The organism is Streptomyces sp. XM4193 (assembly GCF_023072595.1).
GTDB lineage: Bacteria > Actinomycetota > Actinomycetes > Streptomycetales > Streptomycetaceae > Streptomyces.
Genome location: NZ_JALLGK010000008.1, coordinates 258233 through 278274, shown reverse-complemented (window position 1 = coordinate 278274; position 20042 = coordinate 258233). Strand labels below are relative to the sequence as shown.

At 73.8% G+C, this 20042-nt stretch carries 17 protein-coding genes; 9 read left to right on the top strand and 8 right to left on the bottom strand.

Features of this window, described 5'->3' with window-relative positions; all coding sequences use genetic code 11:
• Positions 1 to 479: 479 nt before the first annotated feature.
• From MTQ01_RS20840 to cbiE, 3 genes are read right to left on the bottom strand one after another with little or no spacing between them, the layout of a single operon-like run.
• Positions 480 to 1226 carry a cobalt-precorrin-6A reductase gene (locus MTQ01_RS20840; RefSeq protein WP_247492248.1) on the bottom strand — a complete coding sequence of 249 codons (747 nt, stop codon included), beginning with the start codon at positions 1224 to 1226 and terminating at the stop codon, positions 480 to 482.
• Positions 1223 to 1987: a precorrin-4 C(11)-methyltransferase gene (gene cobM, locus MTQ01_RS20835; RefSeq protein WP_247492247.1), complete on the bottom strand. Its 765-nt coding sequence runs from the start codon at positions 1985 to 1987 to the stop codon at positions 1223 to 1225. The genes MTQ01_RS20840 and cobM overlap by 4 nt, the downstream gene beginning before the upstream one ends.
• Positions 1984 to 3396: a precorrin-6y C5,15-methyltransferase (decarboxylating) subunit CbiE gene (gene cbiE / locus MTQ01_RS20830; protein WP_247492246.1), complete on the bottom strand. Its 1413-nt coding sequence runs from the start codon at positions 3394 to 3396 to the stop codon at positions 1984 to 1986. Before cbiE ends, cobM begins: the two co-directional genes overlap by 4 nt.
• 190 nt (positions 3397 to 3586) lie before the next feature.
• On the opposite strand from cbiE, the gene MTQ01_RS20825 reads away from it, so the two are divergent.
• Positions 3587 to 4342 carry an aminoglycoside adenylyltransferase domain-containing protein gene (locus MTQ01_RS20825; protein ID WP_247492245.1) on the top strand — a complete coding sequence of 252 codons (756 nt, stop codon included), beginning with the start codon at positions 3587 to 3589 and terminating at the stop codon, positions 4340 to 4342.
• A gap of 188 nt (positions 4343 to 4530) precedes the next feature.
• Here the strand turns inward: MTQ01_RS20825 and MTQ01_RS20820 are convergent, their stop codons facing one another.
• Together MTQ01_RS20820 and MTQ01_RS20815 are read right to left on the bottom strand one after the other, a co-directional pair.
• Positions 4531 to 5028, bottom strand: a complete 498-nt coding sequence (locus MTQ01_RS20820; protein ID WP_247492244.1) for an N-acetyltransferase — start codon at positions 5026 to 5028, stop codon at positions 4531 to 4533.
• A gap of 151 nt (positions 5029 to 5179) precedes the next feature.
• A complete protein-coding gene (locus MTQ01_RS20815) occupies positions 5180 to 6664 on the bottom strand; it encodes an amidase (protein ID WP_247492243.1) in 1485 nt (494 codons plus the stop codon).
• 328 nt (positions 6665 to 6992) lie between these two features.
• Here MTQ01_RS20815 and MTQ01_RS20810 point away from each other — a divergent pair, with 328 nt between their 5' ends.
• The 5 genes from MTQ01_RS20810 to MTQ01_RS20790 all read left to right on the top strand — a co-directional run bounded on the left by MTQ01_RS20810 (position 6993) and on the right by MTQ01_RS20790 (position 12025).
• Entirely contained in the window at positions 6993 to 7505 is a 513-nt protein-coding gene (locus MTQ01_RS20810; protein WP_247492242.1) for a pyridoxamine 5'-phosphate oxidase family protein, read from the top strand.
• Positions 7506 to 7736: 231 nt separating this feature from the next.
• A complete protein-coding gene (locus tag MTQ01_RS20805) occupies positions 7737 to 8744 on the top strand; it encodes an ABC transporter ATP-binding protein (protein WP_247492241.1) in 1008 nt (335 codons plus the stop codon).
• 1 nt (position 8745) lies between these two features.
• Positions 8746 to 9543 carry an ABC transporter permease gene (locus MTQ01_RS20800; RefSeq protein WP_247492239.1) on the top strand — a complete coding sequence of 266 codons (798 nt, stop codon included), beginning with the start codon at positions 8746 to 8748 and terminating at the stop codon, positions 9541 to 9543.
• 192 nt (positions 9544 to 9735) lie between these two features.
• Positions 9736 to 11235, top strand: coding sequence for a sensor histidine kinase (locus MTQ01_RS20795; RefSeq protein WP_247492238.1), 1500 nt, complete (start codon positions 9736 to 9738; stop codon positions 11233 to 11235).
• On the top strand, positions 11228 to 12025 hold the full coding sequence (locus tag MTQ01_RS20790) for a response regulator transcription factor (protein ID WP_282613923.1): 798 nt from the start codon (positions 11228 to 11230) through the stop codon (positions 12023 to 12025). Before MTQ01_RS20795 ends, MTQ01_RS20790 begins: the two co-directional genes overlap by 8 nt.
• Before the next feature lie 71 nt (positions 12026 to 12096).
• Here the strand turns inward: MTQ01_RS20790 and MTQ01_RS20785 are convergent, their stop codons facing one another.
• On the bottom strand, positions 12097 to 13914 hold the full coding sequence (locus MTQ01_RS20785) for a hypothetical protein (protein WP_247492237.1): 1818 nt from the start codon (positions 13912 to 13914) through the stop codon (positions 12097 to 12099).
• 518 nt (positions 13915 to 14432) lie between these two features.
• Complete coding sequence (locus tag MTQ01_RS20780) at positions 14433 to 16010, bottom strand: amidohydrolase (RefSeq protein ID WP_374207817.1); 1578 nt, start codon at positions 16008 to 16010, stop codon at positions 14433 to 14435.
• Between the two features lie 215 nt (positions 16011 to 16225).
• Here MTQ01_RS20780 and MTQ01_RS20775 point away from each other — a divergent pair, with 215 nt between their 5' ends.
• Positions 16226 to 16552: a YciI family protein gene (locus tag MTQ01_RS20775; RefSeq protein ID WP_247492235.1), complete on the top strand. Its 327-nt coding sequence runs from the start codon at positions 16226 to 16228 to the stop codon at positions 16550 to 16552.
• A 178-nt stretch (positions 16553 to 16730) separates the two neighbouring features.
• Here the strand turns inward: MTQ01_RS20775 and MTQ01_RS20770 are convergent, their stop codons facing one another.
• Entirely contained in the window at positions 16731 to 17762 is a 1032-nt protein-coding gene (locus MTQ01_RS20770) for a PHB depolymerase family esterase (protein ID WP_247492234.1), read from the bottom strand.
• A gap of 191 nt (positions 17763 to 17953) precedes the next feature.
• On the opposite strand from MTQ01_RS20770, the gene MTQ01_RS20765 reads away from it, so the two are divergent.
• Entirely contained in the window at positions 17954 to 19180 is a 1227-nt protein-coding gene (locus MTQ01_RS20765) for a substrate-binding domain-containing protein (RefSeq protein WP_247492233.1), read from the top strand.
• A gap of 6 nt (positions 19181 to 19186) precedes the next feature.
• Positions 19187 to 19939, top strand: a complete 753-nt coding sequence (locus MTQ01_RS20760) for an ABC transporter ATP-binding protein (protein ID WP_247492232.1) — start codon at positions 19187 to 19189, stop codon at positions 19937 to 19939.
• Positions 19940 to 20042 lie beyond the last annotated feature (103 nt).

Here is a 20042-nt window from a genome sequence, read left to right as displayed (position 1 = left end):
CGGCCCGGCTCGGGAGCTTCGAACCGGTTCGAAGCTCCCGGCTCGGGGGGCGGTTCGGGCTCACCGCACGAACCCGTCACCCGTACGCCGACGCTGTGCGTTCTCGCGCTGCGGGAAGCATCGCCGTACGCGTCGTGGGCGCGTGAACCGCGGCGTCCCGCGGGCTGCTTCGGCCGACCCGGCGTCAAGGCTCAAGGTCCCTCGACGGCACGCGAACGCCCCTGTAGGCGCCGCCACGGCCGGTGAGCCGGAGCCGTCCACAGACGACGAACCCCGACACCGTCCACCTGCGCCGCCGGGCAGCGGTCGACCCCATGCCGCGCGCCGCCGCCACTGAACTCCCCGCCCGGCGAACGGACTTCGGCCTCCGAGGCTGTGCGCCGCCCGCCACGCACCACCCACACGCCGCCCATCGCGCACCAACCGCCCACCGCGCACCAACCGCACACCGCACCAACCGCCCACCGCCCTCGCGGTGTTCACCGGGAGAGGAGCAGCCGCAGCGCTTCCTGGACGTCGGAGGCGGCTGGTACGCCGTCGGGGCTCGGCGGCCGGCTCAACAGCACGACGGGGATGCCGCGTTCGCGTGCGGCGAGGAGTTTGGGGGCGGTGGCGGAGCCGCCGCTGTTCTTGGTGACGAGCACGTCGATGTGGTGGTCGGCGAGCAGGGCCCTTTCGCCCTCCAGGGTGAACGGGCCTCGGGAGAGCCGGAGTTGGTGGTGCGGTGGGCAGTCGGCCGGGTCGGGGGCGTCGACGGAGCGGATGAGGTACCAGAGCAGGGGTGCGCGGTCGCGGAAGGGGCGCAGTTCGCCGCGTCCGGTGGTGAGGAAGGCCCGGCGGCCCAGCTCCGGCAGCAGAGCGGCGGCTTCGTCGAGCGACCCGACCTCGTGCCAGCGGTCGCCGGGCTCCGGGCGCCAGGGCGGGCGGCGTACGGCGAGCAGCGGGACGCCGGTGTCCGCGGCGGCCCGCGCCGCGTTGCGGCTCATCGTGGCGGCGAAGGGGTGGGTGGCGTCGACGAGGGCGTCCACCCGGTGGGCCCGGAGCCAGGCCGCCAGGCCGGCCGCTCCGCCGAAACCGCCGATCCGTACGCCGCCGTTCGGCAGCCGGGGGCGGGCCACCCGTCCGGCGAGCGAACTGGTGACTTTCAACTCCGGTCGCTGTGCGAGGAGTTCGGCGGCGAGATGACGGGCGTCGGCGGTGCCGCCCAGAATCAGCACATGCTTCACAGCGCCGCGCAGCCTTCCGCGGGGCGGTCGCGGTCCGGCGAGTAGAGGTGGCTGTCGGGGAACGACTCGGCGGCGAGCGTCCGTCCGACGATGATGACCGCGGTGCGCAACAGCCCTGCCTCCTGCGTGAGTTCGGCGATGTCGGCCAGGGTTCCGCGCAGTACGACCTCGTCGGGACGGCTCGCCATGGCGACGACCGCGGCGGGGCACCGGGGTCCGTAGTGCGGCAGCAGCTCCTCGACGACCGCCTCCACGTGCCGGGTGGCCAGATGGAGCACGAGCAGTGCGCCGCTGCGCCCCAGGGTGGCGAGGTCCTCGCCCGGCGGCATGGCGGTGGCGCGCCGGGCGATACGCGTCAGGATCACGGTCTGCCCGACCTCCGGAACGGTCAGCTCCCGCTTCAGCGCCGCGGCCGCGGCGGCGAACGCCGGTACGCCGGGGACCACTTCGTAGGGCACGCCGGCCTCGTCCAGTCTCCGCATCTGCTCGGCGACCGCGCTGAAGACCGAAGGGTCGCCGGAGTGCAGCCGGGCGACGTCGTGTCCGGCCTCGTGGGCGGCGGTCAACTCCTGTGTGATGCGGTCCAGATCGAGGTTGGCGGTGTCCACCAGCCGCGCGTCGTCCGGGCATTCGGCCAGCAGCTCCCTCGGCACCAGACTGCCGGCGTACAGGCAGACCCGGCATGAGGCGAGTGTGCGGGCGCCGCGCACGGTGATGAGGTCGGCGGCGCCGGGGCCCGCCCCGATGAAGTACACGGTCATGGTCGGTCTTCCACTTCCTCTGCTGCCGTTGCGTCGTGCTCGTCGGTCCCGCCGCTCTCGCCGCTCACACCGCGCCCGGTCAACGGGCCCGGCGCGCCCCGCACTTCGCCCTCCACCGCCGCACCGCGCCGCGCGCCCGGTCCGGCCTCCGGCCCGGTGCCGGGGCCGTCGTCGGGGTCGTCGTCGCCCCTGACCGCGGCCCACTGGGTGACGGGCATCGCCTGCCGCCAGCCCGTGAAGCCGCCGACCGGCCGGGCGTGGCTGACCGCGAGGCGGATCAGTTCGCCGCCGTGTCGTGCGTACCACCGGGCCAGCAGCGCCTCGGACTCCAGGGTGACCGCGTTGGCGACCAGTCGGCCGCCGGGCGGCAGCGCCCGCCAGCAGGTCTCCAGCAGGCCGGGTGTGGTCACTCCGCCGCCGACGAACACCGCGTCCGGAGTGGGGAGTTGGTCGAGTGCCTCGGGCGCCCGGCCGGTGAGCACGTGCAGTTCGGGGACGCCGAGCCGGTGCGCGTTGCGCACGATGCGCTCGCAGCGGGTGGCGTCGCGCTCGACCGTGTGCGCGGTGCAGCTGGGGTGGGTGCGCAGCCACTCGATCGCGATCGATCCGGAGCCGCCGCCGACGTCCCACAGCCGCTCGCCCGGAGCGGGAGCGAGTGCGGTGAGGGTGGCGGCGCGGACATGGCGTTTGGTGAGCTGGCCGTCGCTCTCGTACGCCTCGTCCGGCAGCCCCGGCACCGCGCCCAGCCGCAGCGCGCCCTCGGCCCGTGCGCAGTGGACGGCGACGAGGTTGAGACGGTCGCCGGGCTCGGCGTCCCACCGGTCGGCGGTGCCTCGGAGCAGGCGTTCGCGGGCGCCGCCGAGCTGTTCGAGCACCCACATGCTGCTCGGTCCGAACCCGCGCTCGCGCAGCAGCCGGGCCAGGCGTGCGGGGGTCTGCGCGTCGGAGCTGAGGACGAGCAGCCGGCGCCCGTCGTGGAGCCGGGCCGCGACGCGTTCCAGCGGGCGGCCGACGACCGAGACCACGTCGGTCTCCTGCGAGGGCCAGCCGAGCCGGGCGCAGGCGTAGGACATCGAGGACGGATGCGGCAGCACGCGCAGCCGCTCGTAGCCCAGCTCCTCGCCCAGAGTGCGGCCGATGCCGTAGAACATCGGGTCGCCGCTGGCCAGCACCGCCACCCGTCGCCCCGCCAGCGCCGCCATCCTCGGCACCACGGCCCTGCGCAGCGGCGAGGGCCAGGCCTCCAGCGTGGCCGAACACTCCCGCGGCGGCACCAGCGCGAGCTGGCGGGCGCCGCCGAGGATGACGTCGGCGGCGCGCAGCGCGTCACGGGAGGCTTCGGAGAGCCCTTCCCAGCCGTCGGCGCCGATGCCGACGACTGTCACCGGGTGGGGATTCTCGCTGCTCAATGCCGGTACCTCGACGTTCTGGGACTGGTGCCACTGTAGGCGGGCGGCTGCCTCGATTCTCCATCGGACCGCGATACCGCGCAGGTCACGGGTCCGGACGCTGCTCGTGCACGTGTCGTCCGGTGTCCGCCCAGCCGACCGGACGCCGGTGCGTGCCCGAGCGCCGGTCGAACCCCTAGGCTCGACCTCCGTGGACCAACTCAACCGTGTCACCGAGCTGTTGGACGAGACGCTGGGGCAGGAACTGCGGGGCGTCCATCTGCACGGCTCCGCCACCACCTCCGGCCTCCGACCCGCCAGCGATCTGGACGTGCTCGCCGTCGTCGGCACCTCCCTCTCGCCGGGTCAACGGCGCACGCTCACCGCGGAGTTGCTGCGGCTGTCCGGGATCTCGGAGCGGCTGCGGCCGGTCGAGCTCCTGGTGCTCGCGGCCCCCGACCTCACCCCCTGGAGCCACCCGCCCACCGCCGACTACCTCTACGGCGAGTGGTTGCGCGCCGAGTACGAGGCCGGCGTCGTGCCCGCCCGGGAGCCGATGCCCGACCTTGCGCTCCTGATCACCATGGCCCGCGCCGACGGCCGTACGCTCCTCGGGGCGCCGCCCGCCGAACTGCTGCCGCGGGTCCCGCACGCCGACGTGGTCCGCGCGAGCGTCGCCGGCGTCCCGGCCCTGCTCGCGGAGGTCGAGGACGACACCCGCAACGTCCTGCTCACGCTCGCCCGGGTGTGGGCGACCGTCGACACCGGCGGCATCCTCGCCAAGGACGCGGCCGCCGACTGGGCGCTGCCCCGGCTGCCCGCCGAGCTGCGTCCCGCGCTGGCCCACGCACGCGACCTCTACCGCTCCACCACCTACGCCGACGAGCGCTGGACGCCCGAACTGCGCGCACTCGTACGGCCGTTGGCGGACCACCTGGCATCCCGCACCGACACCGCGACCGGCTGACCGGGCCGTACGCGCGCACCTGCCGGCCCGCGCACGGTGCGGGAGTCGCGCGCGCCGGGCCCGCGCACGCACCGGGCCCGCGCACGTGTCGTACGAGGGCCGGGCCCGCGCACGGTGCGGGGTGCGTGCGTGGTGCACAGGTGTGTACGGGAGTCGCGCGCCCCGGCCGGCTCGCGGCCCGTCGCCGGTCAGGCGGTTCGCGGCAGGGTGAGCCACTCCTCCCAGGAGATGTCCCGGCCGAGGAAGCGGGGTCGCTCGAAGGGCCACTGTTCGGCGATCCACCGCGGCACCAGTGCGTCCAGCGCCTGCTCCTGCGCGCTGCCGACGAGCTCGTCCACCACCCACCAGGCGATCTCGGCGTCGGCACCGGTGCGCTCGGGCGGGTCGATGTACACGCAGCCGTGGAGCGCCGACTCGTGCGCGTCCAACAGCGCGTAGTTGAACGACTGGTGGGCGGCGATCTCCCGCTCGTGGCGCAGCAGGTCCACGCGGTCGTCCTCGAGGCTCAGCGACTCGGCCGGCCAGCCCCAGGCGGGACCGAAGATCTCCCAGAGCCGCTCGCGGGAGCCCATCACTGCGGGGTGGTCGATCGCGGTGTCCGCCTCGCGGATCGGCCGCAGATGCAGATCGGTCCCGGGAACGGGCACATGGACGGGGTGGACGAAGTCCGCGGGCAGCCAGCTCATGGCCGTCGAGGCTACTCCGCTCGGCCCCCGGAACCCGCCCGCCGCACCCCGACCGCCCGCCGCACCCCGCCCACCCGGCTCCGCACCCCGCCCGCCCGGCGCACCCCGACCGCCCGGCTCCGCAGCTGGTCGTGGCCGGTTCGGACGCGCGCTACAGCGGGGGTTCGAGGTCGGCCCAGGGGCTCGCGTCCTCCAGCGTCGTGGCCAGCGCGAGCAGGGTCGTCTCGCTGCCCCAGGGGCCGACGAACTGGACACCCAGGGGCAGCCCCTCCGCGGTGCGGTGCAGCGGTACGGACATCGCCGGGCGTCCGGTGATGTTGGCGAGCTGCGTGTACGGGGTGGCGGCCAGGTTCTCGACGATCACGTCCCGCCAGAGCTTCGTGCGGGCCAGCTTGCCCGCGAGCCCCAGCGCCAGCAGCGCCCTGCTGCCCGTCTGCATCCAGGAGGGGGTGTCCAACTCGCCGACCCGCACCGGCGGGCGGGCCAGCGAGGGGGTGAGCAGCAGGTCGTAGCGCTGGTGGAAGTCGGCGAGCGCCCGGGTGTGGGTGTTCCAGCGCTGGTGGCTGCCGAAGGAGTGGTGCGCGCGGGTGGCCCGGCCCGCGGCGGCGAGCAGCCGGGTGTCCAGCTCGAAGGCGCTGCTCTTCGCGCCGGTCTCCCGTCGGCGGTGGTCGAGGGTGAAGGCGACCTGGCCGTACCACATGTCCAGGAAGTCCTCGGCGAGTTGGCGTCCGTCGACGCCGGTCTCGGCCTCCTCCACCTCGTGCCCCAGCCCGCTGAGCAAGCGCGCCGCCGACTCGACCGCCGCGACTGCCTCGGGGTGCACCTCGGTGCCGATCGGCGACTGCGTGCTGAAGCCGATCCGCAGCCGCCCCGGTGCACGCAACGCACCCTGGGCGTACGGCAGTTCGGGGCGTGCGGCTTCGAACGGTCCGCCCGGGTCCGGCAGTTCGGTCAGCACGTCGAGCATGCGCGCCGAGTCCCGTACGGTTCGCGAGATCACGCCGTCGGTCGCGGCGCCGTGCAGGTACTCGGCCTGGAGCGGTCCGCAGGGGACCAGGCCGCGCCCCGGCTTGAGCGCGAACAGTCCGCAGCACGCCGCGGGTATCCGCAGCGAGCCGCCGCCGTCGTTTCCGCCGGCCACCGGCACGATCCCGGCCGCGACCGCCGCCGCCGACCCGCCCGAGGACCCGCCCGAAGTGCGCGCGGTGTCCCAGGGGTTGCGGGTGGGCCCGTACGCGCGGGGCTCGGTGACGCCCTTGATGCCGAACTCCGGGGTGTTGGTCTTGCCGAACACCACCAGGCCGGAGGAGAGCCAGCGCCGCACCGGCTCGCTGCTGCGCCCGGCCGGCGGGCCGTCCCGCAGGGCGGCGCAACCGCTGCCGGTCGGCTCGCCCTCGTAGTCCTGCAACAGGTCCTTGATCAGGAAGGGCACCCCGGCGAACGGCCCGTTCAGCTCTGTCCCCGCTCGGGCGCGGGCGGTCTCGTACATCGGGCGCACCACCGCGTTGACCCGGCCGTTGACGGCCTCGGTGCGGGCGATGGCGGTCTCCAGCAGCTCGCCGGCTGCGACCTCGCCGCCGGCCACCAGCTCGGCGAGGCCGGTCGCATCGTGACGGCGGTACTCGGCGTACTCCACGGGGTTCTCCTCGGACCGGAACGGAACAGCCGCACCCCGCCCCGGCCGACGGCGGCGTACGGCGCGCGCGTACGAGCCGCGACGCGTACGAACACGTCGCGTACGAACACGTCGCGTACAGCGCGCACGAACGGCGGGCGCGGGCGGACCGCGGCGCGCACCGGCCCGTGCCGGACGTGCGTACGGGGGTGCGGGCGGGTTACCGGAGCGTACGTGCGGTTCGGCGCGTGTGTCAGCCCCGCGGCCGTGCGGACGCGGTCCGACGATCGGGCCGTTCGCCACCCGATACCGGACGGCGGATGTCAGGTATCTGCGCTTCCCTAGCCGTATGGAGAGAACGAACTGGGCGGGCTTCGCCGCTGCCGAGCGCGACTTCGCAGCCGCCGTGGAGCGGCGGTTCACCGCGTACACCCACCATGTGCTGGCCACCCTGCGACGCGACGGGTCGCCCCGGCTCACCGGCATCGAGGCGACTTTTCGGGACGGCGAGCTGTGGCTCGGGATGATGCCGGGTTCGCGCAAGGCGCTGGACCTGCGGCGGGACGGCCGGTGCTCCCTGATGGCCAACCCGGGCCCGGACACCGCAGCGATGCTCGCCGACGGTGACGCACGGATCGCCGGCCGGGCGGTGGAGACGACCGACGAGGCGGCCGTGCGGCGCTACCTCCGGGGCCAGGAGCCCGCTCCCGAGGTCTTCCACCTGTTCCGCGTGGAGCCGACCGAGGTGGTCACCACCGGGGTGGACGGCGACCGGCTGGTGCTGCGCAGCTGGACGCCGGCCCGGGGACTGGTCACGATCCGCCGCGGCAACGGCGAGGAACCCGTCGAGGTCGAGCACTGACCGCGCCTGCGACCCACGGGCCCGCCGCGGCCCGTCGGGCCGAGCGCTGACCGGGCCTGCGGACTGGCGCCCCGCGGCCCCGGCCGCGGGGCGTCGGGCCGAAACGGGGTCGGGGGCGGTGGCCGCCGGCCCGTAGGGGGTGCCCGGGGGGCGCATCAACCGATCGGTTGATGGCCGTGCGAGCGCGTTGGGCGATGTGGCGCAGCCTGGCTCCGAACGAGGATTTCGGTCATGTCCATCATCGAAGTCAGCGGTCTGAGCAAGGCGTACGGGCCCAAACGTGCCGTCCAGGACGTCTCCTTCGAGGTGCGCGAGGGGGAGATCTTCGGCGTGCTCGGCCCCAACGGAGCCGGCAAGACGACCACCGTCGAGTGCGTCATCGGGCTGCGCACTCCCGACACCGGGCGCATCCGTGTCGCGGGATTCGATCCCGTCACTCAACGCCCCGCGCTCACCCGGGTGTTGGGCGCTCAGCTCCAGGAGGGGGAGCTGCCGCCGAAGATCACCGTGCGGGAGGTGCTGGAGCTCTACACCGCCTTCTACCCCGGCCCCGCGCCCTGGCGTCCGCTGGCCGAACGGCTGGGCCTGGACAAGAAGTTGGACGGACGGTTCCAGAAGCTCTCCGGCGGCCAGAAGCAGCGGCTGCTGATCGCGCTCGCGCTGATCGGCAATCCGCGCGTGGTGGTGCTGGACGAGCTGACCACCGGGCTCGACCCGCGGGCCCGCCGCGAGACCTGGCAGCTCATCGAGGAACTGCGCGACGCCGGCGTCACCGTCCTGCTGGTCACCCACTTCATGGCCGAGGCCCAGCGGCTCTGCGACCGGCTGGCGGTCATCGACGCCGGCCGGGTGGTCGCACTGGACACCCCCGAAGGACTGGTCGGCCGGGCGTCCGCGACGGCCGAGATCAGCTTTCTGCCCTCCGCGCCGCTGGAGGTCGCCGAGCTCGAAGCACTGCCCGAAGTCGCCTCCGTACAGCGGAAGTCGAACGGCAGGCTGATCGTCGGTGGCACCGACGAGACCGTCAACGCGGTCATCGGCCTGCTGGTCGGACGCGGTCTGCGGGCCCACCAACTCCGGGTCACCGAAGCGACGTTGGACGACGCGTATCTCGATCTGACCGGCGGGACCGCCGAGTTCGGGCCGCATGCGGGGGAGACCACCGGCGCGCAGCAGACCGGGCGGGACGCGCTCGCACCACGACCGGCGGTCGCCGGCACGCACGAGAAGAGGTCCTGAGATGCCCACTGCCGTGACCACCGAGAACGTTGGCGTCGCGCCCTCCGCGGTGCCGCGCACCAGATCGCTGCTCGCCGTGCTGCGCGCCGAAGGGCGACTCTTCCTGCGCGAACCGGGCTCGGCCTTCTGGGTCCTGCTCTTCCCGGCCGCGCTGCTCACGATCATCGGGCTGATCCCCTCGATGCGGGAGGTGTCCGAGGATCTCGGCGGCCGCCGCGTCGTCGACATCTATCTGCCCGTCGTGATCCTGCTGGCGATGATCACCGCCGGAGTGCAGGTGATGGCGCCGCTGCTCGCCGGCTACCGCGAACGGGGAGTGCTGCGGCGGATGTCCACCACCCCGGTGAGTCCGGGAGTGCTGCTCGCCGCGCAGATGGTGATCAACGGCGTCGCGATGCTCGTCGCCGCGGTGCTCGCGACAGTTGTCGGCGGCGTCGGTTTCGACGTGCCCATGCCGCAGAATCCGGTCGGCCACGTCCTCGTCCTGCTGCTCTCGCTGGCCTGCTCGCTCTCGCTCGGCGCCGCCCTCTCGGCGCTGGCGCGCACCACACGTGCCGCGACCACGCTCGGTTTGCTGGTCTACTTCCCGGCGATGTTCACGGTGGGCGTGTGGCTGCCGGTGCAGGCGATGCCCGACATCTTCCAGAGCATCGTCGAGTTCACGCCGTTCGGTGCCGCGTCCCAGGCATTCGACCAGGCGTCCCTCGGCGACTGGCCGAGTACGGGTCATCTGCTGGTGATCACGGTGTGGACCGTGCTCACCACCGCGGTCGCGGTCCGTTTCTTCCGCTGGGAGTGACGGGCCCGCACAACGACGGACGGCAGGACGACGGGCCGGCAGCAACGCGGAACGAGGACCGACGGACACGGCGGAACGGAAACGGCGGAGGTGCGGAGCGTGCGGCGTGGCCAGGTGGCGACGGACGGCCGGGCGAACGGGGTGGCTCGGCGCGAGTGGCGGGCTGCCGCGTCCTCCGGCGAGACTCCTCCCATGCCGGACACGATCCCCGCGGACTCCCCGACCGGCCCCGGGGAGTCCGTCGTCGCCCTCGACGGACAGCTCGCCCTGCGCCACCAGGTCACCGCCGAGATCAACTGGAACCGCTTCCTGCGCTGGGGCCCGCCGGGCCTGCTGGCGCTCGGCACGCTGATGTCGCTGGTCACCGTCGAACTGCTCGAGACGACCGGCGAACGGGTACTCGCCGGCGCGCTGCTCGCGCTGGCCGTGGTGCTCCAGGTGGTCTGGGACCGCCGGTGGCAGCGCCACCGGCGCGAAGCGGGGGCGCAGGGGGACCGGGAGGACGGCTGTCCACGGGGGTACAGCCGTCCTCCCGGACAACCGTCGGTGCCGCACGGCTCGGCGGCGTACTACGTGGTGCGGTCGGCGCTCGCGTTCGTGCTGACCTGGCTGAATCCGTTCTGGGCGCTCTTCGCCGTCAGCGGCTACTTCGACGCCACCCCACTGCTCGCCCGCGCCCGTGCACAGAAGCTCGGCCTGCTCGCCACGGCGGTCACGCTGGCCGGCTCGCAGTCCAGCGGCCTGCCGCCGCGCGACCTCCAGCACTGGGTCGTCTTTCTCGGCCTCTTCGCGCTGAACGGGCTGCTGGTGCTCGTCTTCTGGGGCATCGCGATGCGCGAGGGCGAACGCGACGAGTCCCGGGTCGCCGCCATCGCCGAGCTGGAACGTGCCAACGCCCGTCTCGCCCGGGCACTGCGCGAGAACGCCAATCTGCACGCCCAACTCCTCCTCCAGGCAAGGGAGGCGGGTGTCGCCGACGAACGCGGTCGGCTCGCCGCGGAGATCCACGACACCCTCGCCCAGGGGCTGACCGGCATCATCACCCAGCTCCAGGCGACCGCGGACGCACCCGACCCCGCCACCGCGGAGACCCACCGGCTGCGTGCCCTCGCGCTGGCCCGCGACAGCCTCGGCGAGGCCCGACGCTCCGTCCACGGGCTCGGCCCGGCTGCTCTGGAGCATGCTGAACTGCCCTGCGCGGTACGGGAGTTGGTGGACGAGTGGGCACGCGGCCAGGCGGTGCCGGCGGAGTTCACCGTGACCGGTGAGGTCGAGCCGCTGCACGAGGAGGTCGCCGCGACCCTGCTGCGCATCGCCCAGGAGGCGCTGGCCAACATCGCACGTCATGCCCGTGCCCGCCGGGTCGGCGTCACCCTGTCCTACATGGACGACGAGGTCACCCTCGATGTGCGCGACGACGGCTGCGGCTTCGACCCGTCCCGCCCACACCACGCGTCCGGGGAGTCCGGGGAGTCCGGGGTGTCCGACGCGACCCCGGGCCGCTCCGTTCCGGATGGCGATCCGTCGCGTTCTCTGCCGGCAGCGGCCCAACGCCCGCACACCCGCAGTGGGTTCGGGCTGGGCGGGATGGCGGCGCGTGCCGAGCGAGTGGCCGGGACGTTCGAGATCGAGTCCGAACCGGGACAGGGTACGGCCCTGTCCGTCCGAGTACCGTTGGTGCGCCATGTCTGAGCAGATCCCGCCCGCGTCCGACCCCGTGCCGGACCCGGCGCACACGGCACCGGTCCCGCCCCCGACCGGCGACGCGGCCGGGCACACGTCCGGCGACGCGGCCGGGTCGGGCCGTCCGGCCGACGTGACCGGCGACACGGCCGGGTCGGATCGTCCGGTGACGCTGCTGATCGTCGACGACCATCCGGTCGTGCGGGACGGACTGCGCGGAATGTTCGCGGCCGATCCCGACTTCAGCGTCCTCGGTGAGGCCGCCGACGGAATCGCGGCCGTGGAGCTGGCCGCCGCCCTCGATCCGGACGTCGTGTTGATGGACCTGCGGATGCCCGGCGGCAGCGGCATCGACGCCATCACCGAGCTGGTGCGCCGCGGGCTGCGCTGCCGGGTGCTGGTGCTGACCACCTACGACACGGACTCCGACACCCTGCCCGCGATCGAGGCCGGCGCCACCGGCTACCTCCTCAAGGACGCCCCGCGCGACGAACTGTTCGCCGCGGTCCGGGCCGCGTTCAAGGGCCGTACGGTGCTCTCGCCCGCCGTCGCCTCCCGGCTGATCTCCCGCGTACGCGCGCCCCGCACCGCTACGGACGCACAACCGCCGCTGAGCGAACGCGAGTTGGAGGTGCTGCGGCTGGTGGCGAAGGGAAGCTCGAACCGCGACTCCGCGCGGACGCTGTTCATCAGCGAGGCGACGGTGAAGACCCATCTCACCCACATCTACACCAAGTTGGGCGTCAGCGACCGGGCCGCCGCGGTCGCCGTCGCCTACGACCGCGGCATCCTCGGCTGACCCGTCCGCTCCGGCCCGCCCCCGGGCCCCGGCCCGCTCCCGGACGCCTCGTGCACCCGGGCCGGCCGCCGCTATCCCGCGTCGGAGGGACGGAACGCGACCATCCACCCGTTCGCGTAGACGTCCGGCACCTCTTGGCTCGGCCAGCCGCGCGCCACCCGAGGGGGCGTGTCGCCCCGGTACACCACCACGTCGGGCACCCGCGGGCTGCGGGACTCCAGCACCTGGCAACCGGCCGTGTGCGCGAGCGGGATCGCCCGGGTGGTCGCCTTGAGGGTGCAGGGCGGGCGCACGTCGTTGGCCCGGAGCACCTCCGCGACGCGCACCCAGTCGCCCCGGGCGCCGATCTGGACGTTCGCATGGGTGCGCGCCAGCGGCAGTTGCACCGCGAGATGCGCCACCAGTACGAGTGCCAGCCCCACCAGCGGCCACCGGGTCCTCGCACCTCGCGCGGCGTCCCAGGCGGCGAGCATGCCCACGGCGGCGGGGATCAGCAGCAGCGCGTAGGTCGGCAGCAGGAAGCGCGGTGCGGCGTAGTCGAGCAGGAAGAAGTACGGGGCGGCGGAGGCCAGTGCGACCGCGACGGCCATCCAGTACGGGCCCCGCGCCTGCCCCGCGCGCCGGAGCGCGAGCATGCCCAGCACCGTGAACACCGGGAGCAGCAACCAGAGTTCGAGGGCGGTGGCGTCGAGCGAGTCGTTGCCGCACGGGCGGCACAGCAGCGGGCCGTCGAGCGCGGTGGCGTGCTCGATCAGCGACACCACGGGCCGCATTCCGCCCTGTACGTCGCTGGCGTCCGAGAGCCGCTCGAAGACGCCGCCGAAGCGCACATACGCCTCCACCACCCAGGGCAGCGCGCCGATCGCCACCCCGGCGACCGTCCCCAGCACGGCGGAACGCCGCCGCCACGCCGGCACCAGCACCGCGCCGACCAGCAGCGGACCGGCGATCCACACCGCGTCGTTGGGGCGCATCACAGTGGCGAGCGCCAGACCCACCGCGATGCCCGTGGCGGACGGGCGGCGGCCCAGGAAGTAGCCGACTGCGGCCAGCGAGCCCATCGCGGTGTAGTGGTTGGGCATGGCGGAACCGGTGTAGAAGAGCGAGATCCACAACGTTCCGTAGGCAGCGGCCGCCAGCGGCACGGCCCGTTGCCGTCGCACCACCCGCAACCACGGCCGGAAGCCCAGATAGAGCGCGGCCGAGGCCAGCAGCGTCAACCAGATCCGCAGCAGCAGCACCGAGTCCGTCCACATCGCGACGGGTGCCAGCAGCATCGGCACTCCGCGCGTGCGCGGTGAACTGAACGGCGTCGCCGGGTCGAAGTGCGGGAAACGGCTCGCGTAGACCAGTTCGTCCCAGCCGAGCGGCAGCGTCAACGGCACCAGGAACGCGGCGAGCACGGCGACCGCGGCCGAGACCGCCAGCAGCGCACGGTGCGCGCGCGGCTGTGGCCTGCGCGGACCGGCGGCGGTGTACCGGCGCGCACCGAGCCGCGGCGCCGCGGGGGCGTGCGCGTGCGTCGGCGCTGCGTGCGGGGCGTGTACGGGTGCGGCGTGGGCGGGGGCAGCGCTTTCGATCGGGAGCGGGTCGTCGAGCGCGGCCGTGGCACCCGTCGTCGACCGATCGCCGTACGGGCCAACCGCGTTGTCCGCGGACCCGCCGACCGATGCGTGGGCCGTTGCGTCGGCGGACGCATCGGCGGACGCATCGGCGGACGCGGCCGGGGAGATGTCCGTGGGCACGCCGGCGGACGCGTCCGCGGCCGACGGGCCGGCCGCGGACTCGCCCGCGGTCGGTGGACCCGCGGCCGAACCGGGTGCGGCGGGAGCCCCCGTCTGCTGCTGTCCGCGGGCGGCGGCGGTCGACGGATTCGGCGCGGCGCTCACGCGGAGACCTCCGAGGTGCGGGGCATGGCGGAATGACCAATCGGGTATTCGAGACAAGTCATGCCAAATACTCACACCGAGCCGGAGGCGCAGCCGGGTTGGCGCGGCCCGCGCGCCCGCGCTCATCGGCCGGTACCGCCCGTCCGGGCGTCCGTCGACCGTCTCGGACCCGAACGGCCCGCGCGCGTCACGGTCCGCCCGCCTCCGTGCGCTCCTGCGCGCCACGGAGCGCGCGGGCGAGCGCGCACCGCGACGGAGCCCGCAACCCGTACCGCCTCACCCCGGAGGCGTACGCCGGTGGTTCACCCCGCCGCCGGGCTGCCCGCCCGACCGTCGCGAGGGCTGCCCGCTCCCGTCGTCGCGGGACGCCCCGCCCGGCCGTTGCGCACCCGGTCGTCGCTCACCCGGCCACTGCCCGCCAGACCGTTGCGCGCCAGACCGTCGCGCGCCCGGGCTGTCGCGCGCCCGGGCTGTCGCGCGCCCGGGCTGTCGCGCGCCCGGCCTGTCGCAGCCGGCTGTCAGTCGGCGTCGAAGGTGGCCTCGCCGCCCAGATACGTGGCGCGTACGCCGATGTCGCCGATCGCCGCGGTCGGCACCGCGCACGGGTCGTCCTCCAGCACCACCCAGTCCGCGCACATTCCCGGCGCCAGCGAGCCCACGCGGTCCTCCCAGCCGCACAGATACGCCCCGGTGCGGGTGTGTGCGCGGAGCGCCGCCGGCACGCTCATCGCCTCGGCCGGACCGATCACCAGGCCGCTCGAAGCGGCGCGTTCCACCATCGCCTGCACCGCCCGCAGCGGCGCGCCCTCGGTCACAGGTCGGTCGGAGCTCGCGGCCACCACCACGCCGTGGTCGAGGAACCCCTGGCCCCGGTACAGCCACGGTGCGCGTTCCTCGCCCATCAGCGCGGCGTAGTCGTCGCCGAAGTGCCAGAGGAAGCCGGGTTGCACCACCGCCGCAACCTCCAACTCCGCGAACCGGGCGAGCTGTTCGGGCCGCACGAGCCCCGCGTGCTCGATCCGGTGCCGCTGCCGTGCCCCGGCCGTCGGCCGCTTCCGTCGGGCCGCTGCCAGCCCGTCCAGCGCCACGTCCACCGCGCGGTCGCCGATCGCGTGGATCGCCAACTGCCAGCCCGCGCAGTGGCCCCGGACGATCGTCTCCACCAACTCCGCCTCGTCGGCGAAGAGTTCACCGCTGTGGTCCAGCCCGACGTACGGGCGGGTCAGTGCGGCCGTGCGCGGCATCATCCCGCCGTCGGTGAAGATCTTCAGCGCGCCCAGCCCCAGCCGGTCGCCGCCGAAGCCCGTCGTCAGTCCCAGGTCGATCCCCGCGTCCGGCCCGTCCTCCCGGTGCCCGCCCACCCCGTGCAGCGCGGCCGCCGCCACCATCAGCTGCATCCGAAGCGGCAACTCTCCGCGTTCCAGCAGCAGTTGGTAGGCCGCTGCCTCGATCGGGCTGTGCGTCACCAGCCCGCCGCCGATACCGGCCTCCGCCGCCGTCGTCACTCCCTGGGACGCGCATTCGAGCGCGGCCTCGCGCACCGCACCGGCCAACTCGTCCGTCGAGTAAGGCATTCGCAGCTTGCGCACCGCGGCGGCCCCCGCCTCCACCAGCACGCCCTCCCGGTGCGGCACACCGTCCGGGAGCATCCGCAGCACCGCCGAGCTGACCACGCACGAGTGCCCCGAATCGTGTGTGAGGATCACCGGCCGCCCCTGCGCCACGGTGTCCAACTCGGCGGCCGTCACATGTCGTCCCAGTGGGCGCTGGTCGTAGCCGGCCACGTCGACCCAGCCGCCGGGCGGGCTCTCCCGCACCGCCCGCGCCACCCCCGCCAGTACCCCGTCGACCGATTCGCACGGAGCCACACTCGCCGTACGTGCCTTCAGTCCAGTCCACGCCAGATGGACGTGCGGGTCGACGAAACCCGGCAGCACCGTCGCCCCGCCCACGTCCACCACCCGGCGCGCGGGCAGCCCCGCGATCGCCTCGTCGAGGCCCGCCACCCGGCCCTGCCACACACCCAACTCACGCGCGAGGGGCCGATGTTCGTCCATCGTGCGGATCCGCGCGTTCACCAGCTTCAGGTCCAGCACGAAACCCGACTTCGACCTCGCCATACGACTCTCCTCGCCCGTGAACCGTCCCCGAGGCCCTACCCAGCCGCTCCCCGATCACCTCGCACCCGCCCGGGTGCCTTCGGCCGCGCGCCCGGTGGCGGGCCGGCGCCCGCGTCCTCGTGCGGCGATGACTTCTCGGCGTGCCGGCCGTCTGCCTCTTCGCACCACAGGCCCGTCATCGGAGGTAGGTCATGCCCCTGTTCGTCACTGTCGGTTACGGCGATCGCGCCGGGTACGAGCGCACCGACGAGAGCGTGCGGGACCGTGCGCACGCGCATGACGAGAGCCTGCGGGCGGGCGGCGCCGTGATGGGCGTCGCGGAGGCTCCCGTACAGGTCCGCAACCCCGAAGGAGCCGGTGTGAGCACCGCGAACGGGCCGTATCTGCGGTCCGAACTCCCCGTCGCGGGCTTCGCGTTGATCGAGGCGGCCGATCTGGAGGAGGCGGTGCGGCTCGTCTCCGGCACGCCGTGCGCGGTGGCTCACGGCGTGGTCGAGGTGTGGCCCCTGCGGAGCTGAGCACCTCGACCCCCGTACCGAGCCCCGACCATCGCGACCCTGCCCGCGAGACCCCGAGCCCCGAGCCCCGAGCCCCGAGCCCCGAGCCCCGAGCCCGTGACACCACCGGCCCCCGCCGATCGGACCGGGGCGAGGGCCGGGGCAGGGCCGGCGCCAGGGCCGGAGTCGGGGTGCGGGGTCAGGAGCCGATGCCCCAGTCGGTCACCAGCTGTCCGGTGGAGCAGATCCGGTCGAGGAAGTACGTGCCCGCCGTGCCGCAGTTCTCGGCGGGCCTGACCGGGGTGCCGTGGCCCATCCCGGCGACGCGGTAGTCGCGTACGACGGTGGCGCCGGAGGCGTCGGTGTAGTCGTTCCGCACGGTGTCGCCGGGGAGTTCGGCGGTGGCGTCCGGTTCCTGGTCGGTGGCGTGGGCGTTGGTCCACTGCTTGACCGACTCGGACGCGTTGGCCGCGGCGACGGTGTAGTCGGCGCTTCCGTGCCAGATCGAGACGGTCGGGTAGCGGCCGTCGTGTCCCGGGTGGGCGGCGCGCACGAGGTCGCCCCACTGCTCGGGTGTCTTGGTCGCGCCGGGGTTCATGCAGGTGAACGCCGTCGGCATGGAGGTCGCGCAGCCGTACGGGATGCCGGCGACGATGCCGCCGCCCGCGAAGCGGTCGGGGTGCGCGGCGAGCAGCGAGGCGGTCATGGCACCGCCCGCGGAGAGCCCGGTGACATGGACGCGGGTGGCGTCGCCGCCGTACGCCTCCAGGGTGTGGTCGACCATCCGCAGGATCGACGCCGTCTCGCCGCTGTCGCGCGAAGTGTCGCCCGGTTCGAACCAGTTGAAGCAGCGGGTGGCGTTGTTGGCGGACTGCTGCTGGGGTGCGACGACGGCGAACTTGTGGGTGTCGGCGGCCTGTTGCCAACCCGCGCCGTCGAAGTAGTCGGCGGCGCCCTGGCCGCAGCCGTGCAGCACGACCACGACCGGGCTCCCGGCGGGCAGCCCGTCGGGGGCGTAGCGGTACATGGACAGTGCGCCGGGATTGCTGCCGAAGTCGGCGACGGGTTCCAGCTGCGCGGCGCGCGGCTGCAACTGCCGCGATTCGGAAGGAAGTTGGCCGGAGTGTCCGGGTTGGCCGGGCTGCCCGGGTTGGGCGAGTACGACGGTCGGCGCCGCGGCGGCTGCCAGCGCGGCGACGAGGGTGGTCAGCAGGCGCAGGGATGTGTGCATGGCCGGTCTCCTCTGCGGTTCTCGGCGGAAGGGGGTGGTGGCACCGTAGGGCCGGCGGAGGCCGCGGCGAATGTGGCGGCAGCCCATCCGCGGGGTGCCCACGCTGTGCGGGACCGACATTGTCGGCGCCGGACGGTGGGCGGACGCTGCCAGTTGTCAGCCAACGTCTGCCTGCTGAGGAGCGGCCCGCCATGCGCAGAACCCTCGTACCCACCGTCGCGGCAGTCGCGTTGGCGTCGGCGCTGGCCGTGTCCTGTGCGAGTCCCGGCGACAGCGCCGCGGCGGACTCCGAGGAGGTGAAGGTCGCGCTGGTCACCTCCACCAGCGGCCCGCTCGCCAGCTACGGCAAGCAGTACCTCCAGGGCTTCGAGGCCGGACTCGACCACGCCACCGGCGGGACGGGCGAGGTCGACGGCCGGAGGATCACCGTGCTGAAGGACGACGACGGCGGCGATCCGGCCAAGGGCGTCAGCCTGGCGAAGAAGCGCATCGGCCAGGACGTGCGGATCATCGCCGGTTCGGTCGTCTCGGGCGTGGGCACGCAGATCGCGCCGGTCGCCGAGCAGAACAGGACGCTCTTCCTCTCCGGCCCCGCCGCGACCGACGAGCTGACCGGCGTCAACAAGTACACCTTCCGCACCGGCCGGCAGACCCACCAGGACGTGGTGACGGCCAAGGCCATCCTGGACGCGGAAGCCGACGGGAAGAGCGGGAGCGGCGGGAAGGGCGGCGGAACGAAGCAGAAGGTCGTCGTCCTCGCACAGGACAACGCCTTCGGTCAGGCGAACGTCGCCGCGGTGCGGCAGGTCCTCGGTGCGGACGGCGGTGCGCGGGTCACCCCCGTACTGGCCTCGCCGAGCGCCACCGACCTCACTCCGACCGCGTCCCGGGTGAAGTCCGCCGAGCCCGACATGGTCTTCGTCGCCTGGGCGGGCGACACCGCTCAGTCGATGTGGAACACCCTCGACCAGCAAGGGGTGTTGGACTCCTCGACGGTCGTCACCGGACTCGACATCAGGGCCAGCTACCCGGTCTTCGGCAAGGCCCGCGAGAAGCTGACGCTGCTCGCCCACTACGTGCCCGGCGCGACCGAGAACGACGAGGCCGAGGCGATGCGCGCCTACTTCGAGAAGAAGAAGTGGCAGGAGGACCTGTTCTCGCCGGACGGGTTCAACGCGGCGCAGATGGTCGTGCAGGCGGTGCGCGAGGGCGGTGAGGACCTGGACACCGACGCGATGGTGGAGGCGCTGGAGGGGTTCCGCTTCGCCGGGGTCAAGGGAGAGAACACCGTGCGGGCCTCGGACCACGCGCTGCTCCAGCCCATGTTCCAGGCCGAGTTCGACGGCAGCGGCAAGCCGGCCGTCGTCACCGCCTTCGAGCCGAAGCAGGTCGCTCCGGCCGCCCGGAAGATCGGCTGAGCGGCGATGACGGACACCACAGCCGCCCCGCCGGTGCTCAGACTCGACCGGCTCAGCTGGTCGGTCGGCGCCGTGCACATCGTGCAGGAGATCGAACTCTCCCTGGAAGAAGGCGAGTTCCTGGCGCTCATCGGTCCGAACGGGGCCGGGAAGACCTCACTGTTCAACCTCATCTCCGGCGTCACCCGCCCCACCGCAGGCCGGGTGGAGCTGGACGGTGCGGCGGTCCACACGCTGCCGCCGCACCGCCGCGCCCGCCGGGGCATCGGCCGCACCTTCCAGTCCTCCTCGGTCTTCCCGACGATGACGGTCGCCGAGCACGTCGAACTCGCCGCGCGCGCCGCCGGGGTACGACGCGTCACCGCCGCCGACACGGCGCGGGTGCTGGAGCGCGTACGGCTGGGCCACCGTGCCGCGGCCGAGGCGGCCGGCCTCTCGCACGGCGACAAGCGCAAGCTCGAACTCGCCATGCTCCTCGCCCCCACGGTGGCCGGCGACGGGCCGCGGCTGATGCTGCTGGACGAGCCGATGGCCGGGGTCGCCAGCGAGGAGACCGCCGAACTCACCGACGTCATGAGGGCGTTGCACCGGGAGGAAGGCCGCACCGTGCTGATGGTCGAGCACCACATGGACATCGTTCTGGGCCTCGCGGACCGCGTCGCCGTCATGCACCACGGCACGCTGCTCGCTGTCGGCACACCCGCCGCGGTGATGGCCGACCGCGCCGTGCAGGAGGCGTACGTGGGGGAGGAGCTGTGAGCCCCCGCGACCGTACGGGCCCCCGCGACCGTACGGGCCCCCGTGCGGGTACGGACTCCCGCGACCGTACGGGCCCCCGTGCGGGTACGGGCCCCCGCGACCG